The sequence below is a fragment of the Mesorhizobium sp. WSM3873 genome, from assembly GCF_001672445.1.
Classification (GTDB): Bacteria; Pseudomonadota; Alphaproteobacteria; order Rhizobiales; family Rhizobiaceae; genus Mesorhizobium.
The window spans coordinates 62144-78879 of sequence record NZ_LYTM01000012.1; the positions used below are offsets into that span (position 1 = coordinate 62144).

The window sequence follows — 16736 nt, forward strand, 5'->3', positions numbered from 1 at the left end:
GTCAGCAAGGTAAGGGGCTTTGCAGAGCCCGGGTCAAGTCCCGGCGCGGCGCATCCTGTAGGCCATCTGAGACAGGTCGCCGTCGCCGAAAATGCCTTCCAGCGTGCGAAGCAGCTCGCGTACCGCGTCGGAGTTGCAGGAATAATAGATCATCTGGCGATCGCGGCGCGTCTCGACGATATCAAGCGCTCTCAGCTTGGCCAAATGCTGCGACAGAGCGGACTGGCTCAACTGGACTTTCTCGGCGATGGCGCCGACGGACATTTCGCCCTCGATCAGATAGCTGACGATCAGCAGCCGCTTTTCATTGCCCATGAGCGTCAGAAACGCGGCAGCCGATTCGGCGTTGGCGACTAGCTTGCTTGAGATCATGGATCCCCCATGTTTTCTGGCTCATCCAGCTGCCATGGGGGCAATGGCGGCTGATTTCCACGATATTCAGGTCAGGGAGCGCCGCTGAATCGGCGCTGCAACAAAAGGTAGATCATTTTACCTAAATCTCAAGAGTTGCTTTCGATCCGGGACGATTAACTTTCGCTACTGTGCCGGCCTGCGGCGCGGCCGGCCCTGGCCATCTCGACCAGCACGGACCGCAACTCGCCGGCAGTGCCGAGAGGCCGAGGGAAGAAGACCCTGCAGGTGGCATCCGGAGAAGCCAGATCCATGCCGTCCGCATCGAAGCCTGTGGCGATCCAGCCATCGCCTTCGGCCTGGCCGAAATGGCGCGCATAGATGCAAAGCGCATCGCGATGGTCGGCATTCATGTGGTCAAGCGCCGACTGTTCGCTGGCCGCCAACTCCTCGACGATCGGGCCGCCGGCGATCAGGTCGGCGCGATCCAGAAGATAGGCTTTGCCGAAGCCGCCATTGAGACTGGCGCGCTCGGGCTCGAGCCGGAATATCGAGAAGTCGCCGAGCCCGGCATAGAGTTTCGCCTTCGGATTGCGGTTGAGATAGCGCCGTTCGGCGCGGGCGTGACCCGCCGACCCGCGCTCCAGCCGCAGCGCCTGGCATACTAGCGAGATGCGGGGATGGGCGAGCGGATCGCCTTTGCCGGGTTCGCCGACGAGCAGCGCGCAGCGCGGGTCGGCGAGAAGCGCGCCGGTATGCGCCGACAGCATCGAGATCAGGATCAGCGGCGCGCCGTCGATGTCGGTCGCCACGCCGACCCGGCTTGCCAGCGGCGCCCCGGTGCCGGGCTCGATCGCCGCCAGAGCGCCGAAGCGGGCCGAGCGGACCAGAGTCTTCGCCAGCCTGACGGCCTCGGTGTCGGTCTCGCGGATGACATCCTTCCTGGTCTCGGTCACAGCGCTCCACCGCGATAAGTTGATTTCTACTCTCCGGCTATCTGCCAAACAGGCCGGACCTGACAAGGGCTTCAATTTCAGTCTCGTCGATGCCGAAGCGTGCCAGCACCGCCGAAGGCCGGCGGTCGGCGACGGTCGGCGCCGCGGCAAGCGTCGAGGCGGCGTTGGAGAAGCGCGGCGCCGGCGTCGGACGTTTGAGCTCGCCCGATCTTGCAAAATTTTGCCGGGCACGGCTCTGCGGATGATCCCTGGCTTCGGTCAGCGACAGGACCGGAGCGACGCAGGCGTCGGTCGGTCCAAAGACCTCGGCCCACTCGTCGCGTGTCTTCTCTCTGATCCTCGCGGCAATGGCAGCGCGCATGTCGGGCCACGATGTCCTGTCATATTGGCTGCCGACAAAACGCCGGTCGAGCGGCAACAATCGGGCAAACTCGGCAAAGAACTGCGGTTCGAGGCAGCCGATGGCGACATGCCGTCCCTCCGCGGTCTCGTAAACATCATAGAAGGGAGCCCCGGAATCGAGCAGGTTCTCACCGCGTCGCTCGCTCCAGAGGCCGGCTGCCATGAAGGCATGGATCGGAGCCGCGAGCATCGATGCACCCTCGACCATGGCGGCATCGATCACCTGACCTTTGCCGGTGCGCGAGCGCTGGAACAGGGCCGCCAGCACGCCGGCGATCAGCATCATGGCGCCGCCGCCCTGGTCGGCGACAAGGTTGAGCGGCGGCACGGGCGGCGCTCCCTGCCGGCCGACGGCATGCAGCAGGCCGGCATAGGCGAGGTAGGTGATGTCATGACCGGCGCGGCGCGATAGCGGCCCGTCCTGCCCGAAACCCGTGAGGCGGCCGTAGATCAGCGCAGGATTGCGTTCCAGCACGACATCAGGCCCAAGCCCCAGCCGCTCCATGACGCCTGGGCGAAAGCCTTCGATGAGGACGTCGGCCCTTTCCGCAAGGCGCAGCAGAAGCTCCGCGCCGTCCGGCCGCTTCAGGTCGAGCCTGAGGATGGAGCGGCCGTGGCGGTCGAGGTCGTGGGCCTCGGGCAAGGACAGAAGCAGCTCTTTGGCGTCCGCCCGCTCGATGCGCAGGACGTCTGCGCCCATCTCCGACAGCATCAAGGCGACGAGCGGCACCGGGCCGAGGCCCGCCATCTCGATCAGCCTGAGGCCAGCCAACGGCCCTGTCTTGTCGGCGGCTGTCGGCGGCGTGCTCATTCGCTTTTATTTGGGCGCCATTCGGATCGCGCCGTCGAGGCGGATGGTCTCGCCGTTCAGCATCTGGTTCTCGATGATGTGGAGCGCGAGTGCTGCATATTCCGAGGGCTCGCCGAGGCGAGGCGGGAAGGGGACCGAAGCGCCGAGCGAATCCTGCACCTCTTGCGGCATGCCGGCCATCATCGGAGTCCTGAAGATCCCTGGGGCGATGGTGCAGACGCGAATGCCCGAGCGCGCCAGGTCGCGCGCCACCGGCAATGTCATGCCGACGACGCCGCCCTTGGACGCCGAATAGGCAGCCTGGCCGATCTGGCCGTCATAGGCGGCGACCGACGCCGTGTTGACGATGACGCCGCGTTCGCCGCCGGCGAGCGGTTCGAGTTTCGCCGCCCGGTCGGCGACCAGGCGGATCATGTTGAAGGTGCCGATCAGGTTGATCTCGATCACCTTGCGGTACTGGTCCAGCGGGTGCGGGCCATCCTTGCCGACCGTCTTCACACCAATGGCAATGCCGGCGCAATTGACCAGGATACGCGGTTCGCCGAGCTTTGCCGCCACTTCGGCGATCGCCGCGCTGCCACTGTCTGCGCTGCTGACATCGCATTGGACCGCGATGCCGCCGATATCGGCGGCAACCTTGGCCGAGCGATCGATGCCGATATCGAGTATCGCTATCTTGGCGCCCTTGGTGGCAAGGGCGCGCGCCGTCGCTTCGCCAAGGCCGGAGCCACCGCCAGTGACGATCGCGATCTGGCCGTTCGGGGTCATGCCGGCGTCCTCCCAGAATTTCGGATCATGCTACGAAGCGCGCTGCTGCGGCGCAACCTGAATGACCGGATCGATCGAGGACTGCGGATTGGCCGAGGCACGGACCGCGACTTGGGCCAGGTCGGCAACCCGCGCCGTATCAGCATGACAGACCTCACCGACTAACCGGGCCACCGCGCCAGGCCTGATTTCGTGATGGAGCAGCCGGTCGAGATCGACCGGACGCGGCATGGTGATCTGCCCGCGCGGGAAGCGCTTGAAGCCGAGCGGCCCGTAGTAGGGCTCATCACCGACCAGCATGACGGCAGGCGCGCCGGCCTTCGCGGCGGCTTCGAGCGCGATCGCGACCAGCCTGCGGCCTATGCCGAGATTCTTGAAGGCGGGCCGGACGGCAAGCGGGCCAAGCATCATGGCGCGTCCGGCGCCTGCCGCCACGCGCGTCATGCGCACCGAGGCGATCACCGTCTCGTCCTTGACGGCGACAAAGGACATCGAGCGGTCGTGCCCGCCCGCCTCGCGGATCTTATAGGCGGCCAGCACGAAACGGCCCGGCCCGAAGGCCTCGTCGTTGATGGCTTCGATTTCAGGATCGTGCGCCGGGGTCTCCGGCAGATATTTCACGTCGGCAAGGCTCATGGTCTTTGCGTTCCGGTATGCGAGGAAAGGTTTGCTGCAAGCGGCAGCGTTCGCCAGTCAGCGCTTCATCAAGCGCGGGCGTCCTTTCGTCGTCGGTCGAACCGGATCGTGGCAAAGTCAAACATGGGCGCTTCCGCTAGCATCAATTGTTCCCGGCTGCAATCGGCCCTTTTCACCTTTCTTTTCGTCGTTTGACGAACTGTTCAGCGCCTGAGGGCTTCGACATTCCGGGTAAGCGCCTAGATGTCTGTTGGAACCTCAGGGAGATTTCGCATGGGATTGCTGGTTGAAGGCAAATGGCAGGACCGCTCGACCGTTGCCGACAGCAGCGGCAGGTTCGTGCGTGCCGAAGCGCAATGGCGCGACTGGGTGACGCGCGACGGTGCGCCGGCGCAAGGGCGCAAACGCGGTTTCAAGGGGGAGCCCGGGCGCTATCACCTTTACGTCTCGCTCGCCTGCCCCTGGGCGCACCGGACCTTGATCTTCCGCGTCTTGAAGAAGTTGGAAGACATCATCTCCGTCTCCGTGGTGCACCATTTCATGGGCGAGAACGGCTGGACCTTCACAGCCGAGGACGGCGCAACCGGCGACACGCTCTACGGCCTCGACTTCCTGCACCAGATCTATGCCAAGGCCGATCGCGGCTATTCGGGCCGCGCGTCCGTACCGGTGCTGTGGGACAAAAGACAGGAAACCATCGTCAGCAACGAGTCGTCAGAAATCATCCGCATGCTCAATTCCGGCTTCGACGAATGGGGTGATGCGAGCCTGGACTTCTATCCGCCGGCGTTGCGTTCCGAGATCGACAGGATCAATGCGCTGGTCTATCCGGCGATCAACAACGGCGTCTATCGCGCCGGCTTCGCCACCTCGCAGGAAGCCTATGAGGAAGCGTTCGGCGAGCTCTTCGCAGCACTCGACACGTTGGAAGAGCGGCTGTCAAAGCAGCGCTATCTTGTCGGCGAGCGGATCACCGAAGCTGACTGGCGTCTATTCACCACGCTGGTGCGCTTCGATCCGGTCTATGTCGGCCACTTCAAATGCAATCTGCGCCGGGTCGCCGACTATCCGAACCTGTCGAACTATCTGCGCGACCTCCACCAGGTGCCCGGCGTGTCAGGCACGGTCAGCCTGCATCACATCAAGTCGCACTACTACGGCAGCCACAAATCGATCAATCCGACGGGGATAATCCCGGCGGGACCTAAACTCGACTATGCCGCACCACATGATCGCGGCCGGTTCAGGAAGGCGGCATGAGTTACCAGTAGGGCGAGACCTGCTCGCCGCCGAAAATTTCGGCAATCCGACGTCGTGTCGCCGGCGTCGCATCTTCCGGCAAACGGTCGAGCGGAAAGAACGCCGCCTCGGCGATCTCATGGTCCGCCGATTTCGGCGCCGTCTGGTTGAAGGCTTCGACCAGATAGAGGCCGACGTGGTCGCGTGTGCTGGCGCGGCGGTTGAAGTGCATCGATCTCAGCACCGGGGACGCGGTCAACGCGATGTTGCCTTCCTCGGCGAGCTCGCGTGCCAGCGCCTCGACAAGCGTCTCGCCGACCTCGACGCCGCCGCCAGGCAACTGCCAACCCGGAACATAGGTGTGACGGATGAGGAAGACGGAATTGGATGCGCGGTCGTAGATCAAGCCGCGCACGCCAAGCGTCATCGGGCGCCGCAGCAGGAAATAGAGATGGAACAGCCTTGCCCGCAGTCCCGCCCAGCCGGTCTGGCGGAACGCCTGTTCCGGATCGGCGCCAGTCATCCACGAAACCGCGAGCGGACAGGAAACGTTGAGTAGAAAGCCCGGACCGGGTCGCTTAAGAAGGGGCTATGCTCAGGCTTGCACATATTTCCGATGTCCATCTGGGGCCGCTGCCCGATGTAACCTATCGCGATCTCGCGTCCAAGCGCGTGCTGGGTTACGTCAACTGGCAGCGCAACCGCCGCCGTCATATGCACGATGCGGTGATCGACACGATTGTCGGCGATATCAAAGCCAACGCCCCCGACCACCTCGCCGTCACCGGCGATCTCGTCAACCTGGCGCTCGATGGCGAGATCGAGATGGCGAAACATTGGCTGGAGACGCTGGGCTCTGCGAACGACGTATCCGTGGTGCCGGGCAATCACGATGCCTATGTGCCGGGCGCCTTCGACAAGGTCTGCCGGTCATGGGCGCCGTGGATGACGGGCGACGGCATCAACAGTCCAATCGACCGCAATTCCTTTCCCTATTTGCGGGTTCGCGGTGATGTCGCTCTGATCGGCGTCACGACGGCGCGGGCCACGGCGCCCTTCATGGCCAACGGCTTCTTCATGGAGGGCCAGGCGGAGCGGCTCGGCAACATCCTCGACGCGACGGCCAGACAGGGGCTGTTTCGCGCCATCATGATCCATCATCCGCCGGTGCGTGGCGCGGTCTCGCAGCATAAGCGGCTGTTCGGTATCGCGCGCTTCCACAAAGTCATTCGCCGGTATGGCGCCGAGCTTGTGCTGCACGGCCACTCGCACTTGCCTTCGCTGTTCACCATCGGTCCGCGCGGCGTCAAGGTGCCGGTGGTCGGCGTGGCCGCCGCCGGCCAGGCGCCGGGCGGCGATCATCCCGCCGCTCAGTACAATCTGTTCGAGATCGGCGGAAAAAAAGGTGGTTGGACCATCCGCCTGACACGGCGCGGCCTGACCGGTCCGGCACTGCCGCCGTCGGACATTCAGGTGATCGAGCTCGGTGCCGATATGCCGGTGGTGCGCGAGCCCGTCGTCAGAAGCTGATCTTCATCTGGGCGATGCGGTCCCAGAACAGCACCAGCGATACCGCCAGGCCGACCAGGGCGCCGGCGGCGATCAAGCCAAGGCCGGCAAAGAAGGTCGTCCAGCCGTTGCGGCGCGTTGCAGCCTGCAAGGGCGGCTCGGCTTCCTGGACCTCGGCTCTATGCAGGCCAGTCACCGCGCTCTCGACCGCGCCTTCCATCATCCGCTGCCGCTCGACGACACGCTCGGCCACGTATCGCGTAACGGCATCGGCGACGGGCTTCATGTCGGTCGATTCGGCCAGCACCACGCGGCCGATGCGCGTGTCCTTAAGGAAGCGGAAGGTGCGGCGATCCCGCCCCATGGCGACATGGCTCACGGCATCGACCCACAGCCGCGGCTGCAGGCCGGAGGAGACGGCGAAGTCGAAATTGTCGATATCCGCCGGCACGTCGGCGAAAACGGGGGCGAGCTCCGCGGCCAGCAACTCGAGCCGCATGCGGTGCGCCTCGCGCATGTCGACCACCACATCATCGCGGTCGGCGAAGGCGTTCTTGACGTCGCGGATCGCGTCCGCGAGCTTTCGCGATGGCTCGATCGGGGTGATTTTGTCGCCTGCATCCTTCATGGCGCTGCCTCGCTGTTGGTAAACAGCGAGTTAACACAGTCGCCGGCAAAATGCACTGCGAGATGGGCTCAGCTTGCGGCTGCGCTGAACACCGGTCTCTGGATTCTGCTGCGGCGACGCGTGTTGCGGCGCACGGCCTCTGCAATCAGGTCAGGCGCCTCCTCGACCAGCATGTGGCCCGCCTCCAGCACGTGGTGCAGGTGGAAATGCCGCGGCAAGCCCTCGGCCTGGGCGACGGGCAGGACGGGATCGTTCGTTCCCCAAAGCACCATTACCGGCATGCTCAGGGTTTCCAGCCGTTCGCGCGGGATGATACCTTGCCGGTCATCCTTGGTGATCACGGCTGCAGCACCGACGAGGGTCCGCAACTGGCCCGGCCGTTTGCGCATGCCGCACAGCGCCTCCACCACGTGTTCAGGAGGAGAACTTTGCGGCCCCGACATGGCGGCAAGACAGGCGCGGATCTCATCTCTATCGGCCGCGGCCGCATAGCGCCGCAGCAACGGACCGTTGATCTCGGGGCCGAAGCCGCCGGGCGCCAGCAAGGTCAGCGAGGCCACCCTTTCGGGATCGGCAGATGCCATCAACGTCGCGATCGCGCCGCCCATGGAATGGCCGACGACGTGAACTTTGCCCAGGCGGCGCTTGCCCAGATCGGTCAGGATAACCCCAGCGGCCTGCTTGACGCCTGCCGCCTGGCACTCCAGGGAGTTTCCGTGGCCCGGCAGGTCGTAGGCCAGTGTCCTCACATCGGGCGTCAATCCCGCAATCACGTCGCGCCAGATCGAATGGCAAGCGCCGAAGCCGTGCAGGAAGACGATCGTCTTCGAGCCAGCACCGCTTTCGGCGACGTGAAGAGAGTTAAGCATCGAGATTGTTGGCTGTGAAGCAGTATGAGGGGCAATTCAAGATTGTGGCTGAATTGCTCCCTGAGCAGGTCGATAGCCAGTAAAATCTTCGCGAATTCGCCGTGCGCGCCCCGATCGAACGCGTAAGCAGGCCTAAGACTCGTTGAGTGTCGACGCCCGCTGTGCCGAGCAGATCCGGCGAGCGAATTCAACAGGCTCGCACGCGTCAGCGAATGCTCCACGTTCGCTCAGCTCGGATTGCCGATGCCCGCAGAGCGCAAGGATTGCACCAGCCGGTCGATGAGATCGGCGGGGTACTTCCTGTCAACAAAAGTGGCGCGCGGATTGGCGGCGAATTTCGGGAATTCGGCCGTGAGCTCGTTCGCCAATTCGTTTGCGAGCTTGTCGCGGCCTGAGATCTTGGCGCCGATCAGGCGTGCCGCCAAATAATGCGACTTGGACGCGGTGGTCCGCAGCGACTCGCTGGCAATCGCTGCCCTCTGAGTGTCGCCTTGCATGAAGGCTCCGACAAACAGGCCATAGTCCCACCAGGTCGGATGACCGCCGAAGGCCTCGACGGCATGGCCCAGGATCGGCGTCCCTTCCTGGTATCTGCCAGCGAAGATCAGGCCATAGCCATAAGCGGCGGCCATGCCGAGATCGTAGGGGTTGAGCTCATAAGCCTTGCGCATCCAGCGGATCGCTTCGTCGGTGTTGCCGAGGCGCGAGTTGAGGTAGCCATAGGCGCGATGCGCGTGCGGGCTCATCGGTGCCATCTGAATGGCGCGGTGGGCAAACGACATGGCCTGCTCGACCGTTGCGCCGGGCGGATAGGCGTAGCGGTTGTTGACGGCTTCCAGATGCAGGGAAGCCAGTTCCGAGTAGACGAGCGATGATTTGGTGCTTTCCCTGACCAGCTTCTCCAGACAGCGATACGCAGCTTCGTGCGCCTTGGCGCTCTGGTCGAGATAGTAGAGGTCGTCGAGCACCAGACATCCGATCTGGCTGGTCCGGATATCGCTCTGGTCGATATAGCTGTAGATCGCGCCCGAAGCGGGGACGGTAGAGGTCAGGAGATTGGCGATGTTGCTTTCGACCGCACCAGGCGCGCTTTCGGCCGGTGTCAGGTTGCGTGACAGGAGAACCCGTCCCGTCGCGACGCTCTGCAGCTCGATCATGACGTCGCCGGCGGCTGTCCCGGGGATAAGATCGAAAACGAAGCTGATCGGATCGGCGGAACGGTTGCGCCTAGAGTCGGCGTCGCGTCCGATGAAGTCTATCGTATCGAAGCCGGCGAGACCGGCGCGCAGCGAGGAAGCAACACGGGCCGCCTCGGGTCCGTCGGCTTTGATGGCCAAGTAGATCAAAGGCAGGCCGTCGAACGTTTGGGAAGCGACGCTGCTGGTCGCGCCTGCCGTTTCGACTTCAACCGGCGCGGCCGCGTCGTCACCACGAAGAAAGGCGTTACCCTGGCGGACGACAAGGATACCCAGCATGGCGATGACCAGCACCATGGCGGCCCAGAAGAACCGCAACTGGCGTGTCAGCGATGACGCGGATTCGGTCGGTGCCGGGGTCGTCGTCAGCGGCACGGCGTCGACCGGTGCGGCGGCGGCCTCGGGCTTCTCGAAATGCTTGGAAGGCCGGGCGATCGGGTCATCCGCGGGTTTGGCGTCGGCTGGGAGCCGTATGGCGTTCAACTCGTAAGAAGGCACATAGCCGCCGCGCGGAATGGCGATGCGCACCGGCTCGCCAATACCTTCGCTGGCGAAATATTGATCCAAAAGCTCGCGCAGCCGCCCCGCCTGGACCCTGACGACCGCGTCGGTCGATCCGTCGAAATCGCCGTCCTTGCCGAAGACATCCATGGCAATGGACACACCCTTCAGCCGGTCGGCTTCGCCTGCCTGCTCGCGTTCGACCAGATAGCGTAACAGCCTGCGGGCCCGCTCGGATCGTCCGAACGTTTCGCTGGCAAGCAGTCGCTCCAATGTCTCGCGCACTGCGGGGGCGGCAGGCGTGGCAGGCTCCAAGTGTCGGACCTTTCAGAGTCGGCACAGGTTAGGGCGCGATAATATAGCGCGCGCTCCAGCGCACAAGGAACCTTCTGTTATGTGATCGCGTAAGCCACGGGAAATTTACCGGCCGGTTAACGAATTTGAACGCGGCTCGCGCCTGCCATGAAGCGTGGCACGTCCGATGAACGCGCCACGCTTTATCAATCGAACAATCAGGCGGGCTTGCGGCCCAGGATGCGGTTGGCGGCCGAGACCACGGCCTCCAGCGAGGCGGCGACGATGTTGGTGTTTATGCCTGCGCCGAACAGCTTGCCGCCGGGATATTCCATCTCGACATAGGAAATGGCCGAGGCGTTCGAGCCGCGCTGCAAGGAATGTTCGGAATAGTCGAGCACCGACATGTCGACGCCGATATGGCGCGAAAGCGCATCGACGAAGCCGTCGATCGGGCCGGTACCGGTGCCGGTGATGGTGACTTCCTTGCCTTTGTCGACGATTTCGGCCTCGACCACGCGACGGCCCTTTACCGCGGTGTCCGGATAGGTGCGATGGTCGAGGAATTTCAGCCTGGCGCCGGGCTGGTCGACATAGGCTTCGAGGAAGCGCTCGTGGATGCGCTTGGCCGGCACTTCCTTGCCTTCGGCGTCGGTGATCGCCTGGATGTCCTGGCTGAACTCGATCTGCAGGTTGCGCGGCAGATTGAGGCCATAGTCGGCCTGCAGCACGTAGGCGATGCCGCCCTTGCCCGACTGCGAGTTGATGCGGATGATCGCCTCATAGGTGCGGCCGACATCGGCGGGGTCGATCGGCAGGTAGGGCACTTCCCACACCGGCGTGTTGGCTTTGCGCAGCGCCTTCATGCCCTTGTTGATGGCATCCTGGTGCGAGCCGGAGAAAGCGGTGTAGACGAGCTCGCCGACATAGGGGTGGCGTTCCGGGATCTTCAGCTGGTTCGAATATTCGTAGACGTCCTTCATCCGGTTGATGTCGGAGCAGTCCAGCTCGGGATCGACGCCTTGCGTGTACATGTTGAGCGCCAGCGTCACGATGTCGACATTGCCGGTCCGCTCGCCATTGCCGAACAGCGTGCCCTCGACGCGGTCGGCGCCGGCCATCAGGCCGAGCTCGGTGGTGGCGATGCCGGTGCCGCGGTCGTTGTGCGGATGCAGCGAGATGATCAGCTTGTCGCGGTTGTCGAGATTGCGGCACATCCACTCGATGCGGTCGGCGTAGACGTTGGGCGTCGACATCTCGACCGTCGACGGCAGGTTGACGATCAGCTTGTTGTCGGCCGTCGGCTTCACGATCTCGGTGACGGCGTTGCAGATCTCCAGCGCGACCTCGAGCTCGGTACCGGTGAAGCTCTCCGGCGAATATTCGAAACGGAAGCCGCCGCCGGCCTTGGCGGCCATGTCGGTGATCATCTTGGCGGCATCCGTGGCGATGCGCTTGATGCCGGCGACGTCCTTTTCGAAGACGACGCGGCGCTGCAGTTCGCTGGTCGAGTTGTAGAAATGCACGATCGGGCGGTGGGCGCCCTCGAGCGCCTCGAAGGTCCGCGTGATCAGCTCGGGCCGGCACTGCACCAGAACCTGCAGCGACACGTCCTTGGGCACGCCGCCCTCCTCGACGCACCAGCGGGCAAAGTCGAAGTCGGTCTGCGAGGCCGACGGGAAGCCGATCTCGATCTCCTTGAAGCCCATGTCGAGCAGCAGCGCGAACATGCGCGCCTTGCGCTCATGGCCCATCGGGTCGATCAGCGCCTGGTTGCCGTCGCGCAGGTCGACCGAGCACCAGATCGGCGCCTTGTCGATCACCTTGGACGGCCAGGTGCGATCGGCGAGGTTGACGGTCGGGTAGGGCTGATATTTGCGGGCGGCATCGGCCATGTGGCCGGGCGCTTGCGCGCCCGTTTCGGCCTCGCCGGCGCGGATTGCTTCTCTTCTATTCATCGTCGTTTCTCCCGGCGGCTCGTGGGACCGCCTTCAGGCGGATCGGTGCCGAGCGGCGCCTTTACCAAAGAGTTGCGTTTGCTTGATGTGACTTGCCAATCTAGCCAAGGAGCAGGCGCCCAAAGCGGCGGTTTTCGACCGCCGGGCGCTCCTTCAGCGAACCCGGCGATCGCCAATAAGGCCGAGAAGGAGCAGGGTCGAAGCAAGCGCGCGCACGGTCTCGCCGGCAAAGCCGGGGCGAGGAGAAGCGACGGAGCGGGTGCGCGTGGTCATGCCGGCTCTCTTACAGGAGCGGGCATCCGGAGGCAAGTGCCGGGGGCTTTAAGTCTTTGGTTTCATGCATATCGTCTTCCCAAAACCGCTGCACAGTTTTGCGCGGCATGCCTTGGCGCGGCTCTTCCCCGCATCAGCCAAATGCGCCACACTCGCTTCCGGAGGACCTGATCCGAGGGGGAGGTCGTGCATGAATTTCGTGTTCTTCTCGCCGCATTTTCCGGCCAACGGCGCCGATTTCTGCGACCGGCTGAAGAAGGCCGGCGCCACCGTGCTCGGCATCGGCGACGCGCCCTATGAGACGCTGAGCAGCAAGCTCAAGGCGGCGCTTTCGGAATATTATCGGGTCGCGGACATGGAGAACTACGATGCCGTATTCCGGGCGATGGGCCATTTCATCCACAAATGGGGCCGCATCGACCGCTTCGAGTCGTTGAACGAGCACTGGCTGGAGCTCGAGGCCAATATCCGCACCGACTTCAACATCTTCGGTACCAAGCTCGACTTCGTGAAGAATTTGAAGCGCAAGAGCCGCATGCGGGCCTTCTTCCGCAAGAGCGGCGTCGAGACAATCCCGCAACGCAAATGCTCCGATCGCGCCGGCGCCATGACCTTCATCCGCCGGGTCGGCTATCCGGTGGTGGTGAAACCGGATTCGGGCTCCGGCGCCTCGAACACGTTCAAGATCTCCAACGCGAAGGAGCTCGACCAATTCTTCAAGGACAAGCCCGAAGGCGTGACCTTCGTCATGGAGCAGTTCATCGAGGGGCTGGTGGTGACCTTCGACGGGCTGGTCAACCGCGACGGCGAGGTGGTGCTGGCGGCGAGCCACCGCTACGACCAGAGCGTCATGGAGGTGGTCAACCGCGACCGCCATATGAGCTACACCTGCTTCCCCGAGATCACGCCCGCGGTCGAGGAGGCAGGCCGCAAGATCCTCATGGCGTTCGACGTTCGCGAGCGCTTCTTCCACATCGAACTGTTCGAGACCAGGGACAAGCGCATCATTGCGCTGGAGGTCAACATGCGGCCGCCAGGCGCCTGGATGACGGATGCAATCAACTACACTTTTGACATCGACGTCTACGCCGAATGGGCCAACATGGTGGTGAAGGACGCGGCCGGCGGGCCCTACAAGGGCAAGTATTTCACGGCCTATGCCAGCCGCAAACGCCACCTCCACTATTTGCACAGCCATGAGGACGTGCTAGCCGCCCACGGCGACAAGATCGTCCACCATCAGGCCATCGAAGAGGTTTTCAGCCGCGCCATGGGGAACTACGCCTACCAGATGCGCTCGAAGGACCAGAAGGCGCTGCGTCAGGCGGTCGACTATATCCACGCGGAAAAGGCGTGAGCCGATGGACGTCTCCTATCACAAGGCCCATGCCCGCAATCTCGGCCGCGACATGGAATACAAGCGCTACGGCCATGCCGGGCGGCCGGTGGTGGTGTTTCCGACCTCGCAGGGGCGTTTTTACCAGTTCGAGGATTCGGGAGGCGTCGCAGCACTCGCCGAATTCGTCGACACTGGCCGCATCCAGCTGTTCACGCTCGACGGCATCGATTCGGAATCCTTCTTCGACAAGCATGGCGATCCCGCCAGTCGCATCGCCCGCCACGAAGCCTATTTCCGCTATGTGCGCGAGGAGGCACTGCCGGAGCTGCAGGCGGTTGCCGCCAAGGCCAATGGCGGACGCGCCCTCAAGCCGCTGTTCTGCGGCTGCTCGATGGGCGGCTATCACTCGTCGAATTTCGTGTTCCGCTTTCCGGAGCTGGCGAGCGGCGTGATCTCGCTATCCGGCGTCTATTCGACCCGCGACTTCTTCGGTCGGACGCTGGAGGGCAGCATCTTCTACAATTCGCCGCTCGACTATCTGCCGGGCATCGTCGACCAGAAGCTGCTGGGGCGGCTGAGGGCGCTGAGGCTGATCTTCTGCTGCGGGCAGGGCGCCTGGGAAGAACGAATGCTCGTCGAAACGCGCGAACTGGAGCAGGTGCTGCGCGAGAAATCCATTGCGGCCTGGGTCGACTATTGGGGCGGCGACGTCAGTCACGACTGGCCGTGGTGGCACAAGCAACTCGTCTATTTCTTTGGCCGCTGGCTGGATGACGACCTGATGCACAGGATCGACTGATGACCGCGCCCGACCCGATCCGCCGCTTGTCGAAGCCACCAACGCCGGCGACCCGGGGCCTTTCTCGAACCCTCACCGCCGATGCCTTGCTCACCGGTTGGGGCCGTTCCTTCCGCGGACGTAAGAGATCGCGCGCTGGAACCAATCCGACAGTATGGGCCTGCAATCCCTTTTGATGCGCGTCGCGGGGTTGGCCGCCACCTCGGGTCATGTGGAATGGCGGCGTGGGCGCGCTGTCGCGATCCTCGCTCAGTAGGTCGCGCGCCCGCCGGACAGATCGAAGGTGGCGCCAGTGGTGAAGGAATTCTCGTCCGACAGCATGAAGGCGACCATAGCCGCAGCCTCCTCCACCTCGACGAATCGACCGCGCGGCACCTTGCTGAGCATATAGGTCACCTGGGCCTCGGTGAGCTGTTCGAGGATGCGGGTGCGGGCGGGCGAGGGGGTCAGCGCGTTGACGGCGATGTCGCGGCCGGCGAGTTCCTTGCCGAGCGACTTGGTCAGCGCAAGCACGCCGGCTTTGGCGGCCGAATAAGCGGCGGCGTTGGGATTGCCTTCCTTGCCGGCCACCGAAGCGACATTGACGATGCGGCCGTAGTTGCGCGCGATCATGCCGGGCACTAGGCGTCGGCAGCAGTAAAAGACGCCGTTGAGGTCGATTTCGATGATCTGCCGCCAGGCGGCGGGGTCATAGTCCACCACGGTCGCGGCTGGCCCGGCAATGCCGGCATTGTTGACAAGGAGATCGACAGGCCCGAGCGCCTGCTCGGTCTCGATGGCGGCGCGGTCGACGGCCTCGATCTGCGACTGGTCGCAAAGCAAGGCTTCGACCCGGCCCAAGGGAGCAAGCTCGGCCACAGCGCTCGCCATCGCGGCCTGGTCGATGTCCCAGATGGCGACGCTTGCGCCCGACGACAGCAGGCGTCGGGCGACCGCAAGGCCGATGCCTTGCGCGCCGCCCGTCACGACCCCGACGCGGCCAGAGAGATCGACAGCATTCAAACGACGGTTCATGGCCAATTCCTCTGCTTCTCCATGCACTTGGTTAGCGCGGATCAGTCCCTGACGTTTCGCGCCACAAGCTTGGCGACGCTTGGCCCAACAAGCAGCACGACGAGGAAACGGGCCGATTGCAGCGCCATGACGAAGGAGATGTCGACGTTCTGCGCGGCGGCGGCGATGATGGCGACGCTGTCCATGCCGCCGGGGCTGGTCGCCAGATAGGCGGTCAGCGGATCGATGCCGAGCACGCGGCTGATGACGAAAGCCATGCCGCCGCAGAAGGCGATCAGCGCTACGATCGAGGCGATGATCTGCGGCAGGGCGCGTGCCGCGTGGCGCAGGATCGGCCGGGTGAAGTTCAGCCCGATCGACCAGCCGACAATGGCGTAGCTGACGGCCAGCAGCCAGGGCGGCAATTGCATCGGCACGCTGAAGCCGAGATGGATTACCGCGCCAAAGATGAAGGTGCCAAGGAAGAAGGGCGAGGGCAGTCTGAGCAGCTTGCCGAGCAGGCCGCCGACGACCGCGATGCCAAGGGTGGCGCCAAAGGCCAATGGATCGATCGGCGGAAACCAGATGATGGGCGGCACTTCGACGCCCGACGTGTCGACCCACATCTTGGCGACGAGCGCCGCCGTCACCGAAACGAAGATGACGCGCAGATATTGCATGAAGGCGACGAGGCGCTGGTCGGCACCGAAGGCGCCGGCCATCAGCACCATGGCGGTGGCGGCGCCCGGCGAGGAACCCCAGACCGCCGTGGTGCCTGGCAGGATGCGCCAGCGACTGATCAGCCAGCCTAGCAGGCTGGAGGCGGTGAGCGTCGCCACCACCGTCCCGAAGAAGAGCGCCCATTCGGCGTAGAAGACCGGAAATATGTCGACCGAGATCGAATTCGCCACCAGGCAGCCGACCACGGCCTGAGCGGAACCGAACAGCGCGCGGGGTACGCGCACCGTGGCGCCGTTGGTGCCGGCCAGGATCGCGGCAAGCATCGGGCCGATCAGCAGCGCCGCAGGCAAGGCGGCCAATTCCAGCGCGCCGGCAAAGAGCAGCGAGAGCACCACCAGCGCCAGCCACTGCTGCAGCGGGCGCAATCGCGTCATGCGTTGAACAGACGGTTGCTCCAGTGACGGTCCTTCTGATGAAGAGTCCATATCCGGCTCTTAGCCCGGACACGGACAAATGCGAACCCATTTTCCCGC

The 16736-nt window shown here is 64.1% G+C and carries 16 protein-coding genes; 4 read left to right on the forward strand and 12 right to left on the reverse strand.

The annotated features are described in order from the left end of the window. Positions 1-33: 33 nt before the first annotated feature. From A9K71_RS10150 to A9K71_RS10170, 5 genes are all read right to left on the reverse strand, one after another. A complete protein-coding gene (locus A9K71_RS10150) occupies positions 34-372 on the reverse strand; it encodes a metalloregulator ArsR/SmtB family transcription factor (RefSeq protein ID WP_066994170.1) in 339 nt (112 codons plus the stop codon). Between the two features lie 155 nt (positions 373-527). Further along, positions 528-1307, reverse strand: a complete 780-nt coding sequence (locus tag A9K71_RS10155) for a HugZ family protein (RefSeq protein WP_066994172.1) — start codon at positions 1305-1307, stop codon at positions 528-530. A 37-nt stretch (positions 1308-1344) separates the two neighbouring features. Continuing rightward, on the reverse strand, positions 1345-2520 hold the full coding sequence (locus tag A9K71_RS10160) for a CaiB/BaiF CoA-transferase family protein (RefSeq protein WP_066994175.1): 1176 nt from the start codon (positions 2518-2520) through the stop codon (positions 1345-1347). A gap of 6 nt (positions 2521-2526) precedes the next feature. Beyond that, the gene (locus tag A9K71_RS10165; protein ID WP_066994178.1) at positions 2527-3288 is read right to left on the reverse strand and encodes a 3-hydroxyacyl-CoA dehydrogenase; all 762 of its coding nucleotides are present in this window, start codon (positions 3286-3288) and stop codon (positions 2527-2529) included. A 30-nt stretch (positions 3289-3318) separates the two neighbouring features. Then, complete coding sequence (locus A9K71_RS10170; RefSeq protein WP_156752632.1) at positions 3319-3924, reverse strand: N-acetyltransferase; 606 nt, start codon at positions 3922-3924, stop codon at positions 3319-3321. Between the two features lie 273 nt (positions 3925-4197). Between A9K71_RS10170 and A9K71_RS10175 the strand changes: the two genes are divergently transcribed. After that, positions 4198-5184, forward strand: coding sequence for a glutathione S-transferase family protein (locus tag A9K71_RS10175; RefSeq protein WP_066994181.1), 987 nt, complete (start codon positions 4198-4200; stop codon positions 5182-5184). Position 5185: 1 nt separating this feature from the next. Here A9K71_RS10175 and A9K71_RS10180 read toward each other — a convergent pair whose 3' ends face one another. Then, positions 5186-5686 (reverse strand): NUDIX domain-containing protein, encoded by a 501-nt coding sequence (locus A9K71_RS10180; protein WP_066994184.1) that lies wholly within the window; start codon positions 5684-5686, stop codon positions 5186-5188. A gap of 68 nt (positions 5687-5754) precedes the next feature. Between A9K71_RS10180 and A9K71_RS10185 the strand changes: the two genes are divergently transcribed. After that, a complete protein-coding gene (locus A9K71_RS10185; RefSeq protein ID WP_066994187.1) occupies positions 5755-6693 on the forward strand; it encodes a metallophosphoesterase in 939 nt (312 codons plus the stop codon). On the opposite strand, the gene A9K71_RS10190 is transcribed toward A9K71_RS10185, so the two are convergent. The 4 genes from A9K71_RS10190 to leuA all read right to left on the reverse strand — a co-directional run bounded on the left by A9K71_RS10190 (position 6683) and on the right by leuA (position 12055). After that, on the reverse strand, positions 6683-7300 hold the full coding sequence (locus A9K71_RS10190) for a hypothetical protein (protein ID WP_066994190.1): 618 nt from the start codon (positions 7298-7300) through the stop codon (positions 6683-6685). The two genes, A9K71_RS10185 and A9K71_RS10190, sit on opposite strands and share 11 nt — an antisense overlap. Positions 7301-7368: 68 nt before the next feature. After that, positions 7369-8169 (reverse strand): alpha/beta fold hydrolase, encoded by an 801-nt coding sequence (locus A9K71_RS10195; protein ID WP_066994193.1) that lies wholly within the window; start codon positions 8167-8169, stop codon positions 7369-7371. A 227-nt stretch (positions 8170-8396) separates the two neighbouring features. Further along, positions 8397-10181, reverse strand: coding sequence for a tetratricopeptide repeat protein (locus tag A9K71_RS10200; RefSeq protein ID WP_066994195.1), 1785 nt, complete (start codon positions 10179-10181; stop codon positions 8397-8399). A 197-nt stretch (positions 10182-10378) separates the two neighbouring features. After that, positions 10379-12055 (reverse strand): 2-isopropylmalate synthase, encoded by a 1677-nt coding sequence (leuA, locus tag A9K71_RS10205; RefSeq protein ID WP_066994872.1) that lies wholly within the window; start codon positions 12053-12055, stop codon positions 10379-10381. A 526-nt stretch (positions 12056-12581) separates the two neighbouring features. Between leuA and A9K71_RS10210 the strand changes: the two genes are divergently transcribed. Both A9K71_RS10210 and A9K71_RS10215 read left to right on the forward strand, forming a co-directional pair. Then, the gene (locus A9K71_RS10210; RefSeq protein ID WP_066994198.1) at positions 12582-13748 is read left to right on the forward strand and encodes an ATP-grasp domain-containing protein; all 1167 of its coding nucleotides are present in this window, start codon (positions 12582-12584) and stop codon (positions 13746-13748) included. A 4-nt stretch (positions 13749-13752) separates the two neighbouring features. Beyond that, positions 13753-14529 carry an alpha/beta hydrolase-fold protein gene (locus A9K71_RS10215; RefSeq protein ID WP_066994201.1) on the forward strand — a complete coding sequence of 259 codons (777 nt, stop codon included), beginning with the start codon at positions 13753-13755 and terminating at the stop codon, positions 14527-14529. Between the two features lie 249 nt (positions 14530-14778). Here A9K71_RS10215 and A9K71_RS10220 read toward each other — a convergent pair whose 3' ends face one another. Continuing rightward, positions 14779-15531: an SDR family NAD(P)-dependent oxidoreductase gene (locus tag A9K71_RS10220; RefSeq protein WP_066994875.1), complete on the reverse strand. Its 753-nt coding sequence runs from the start codon at positions 15529-15531 to the stop codon at positions 14779-14781. 53 nt (positions 15532-15584) lie between these two features. Continuing rightward, entirely contained in the window at positions 15585-16688 is a 1104-nt protein-coding gene (locus tag A9K71_RS10225; RefSeq protein ID WP_066994203.1) for an AbrB family transcriptional regulator, read from the reverse strand. Between the last annotated feature and the right edge of the window lie 48 nt (positions 16689-16736).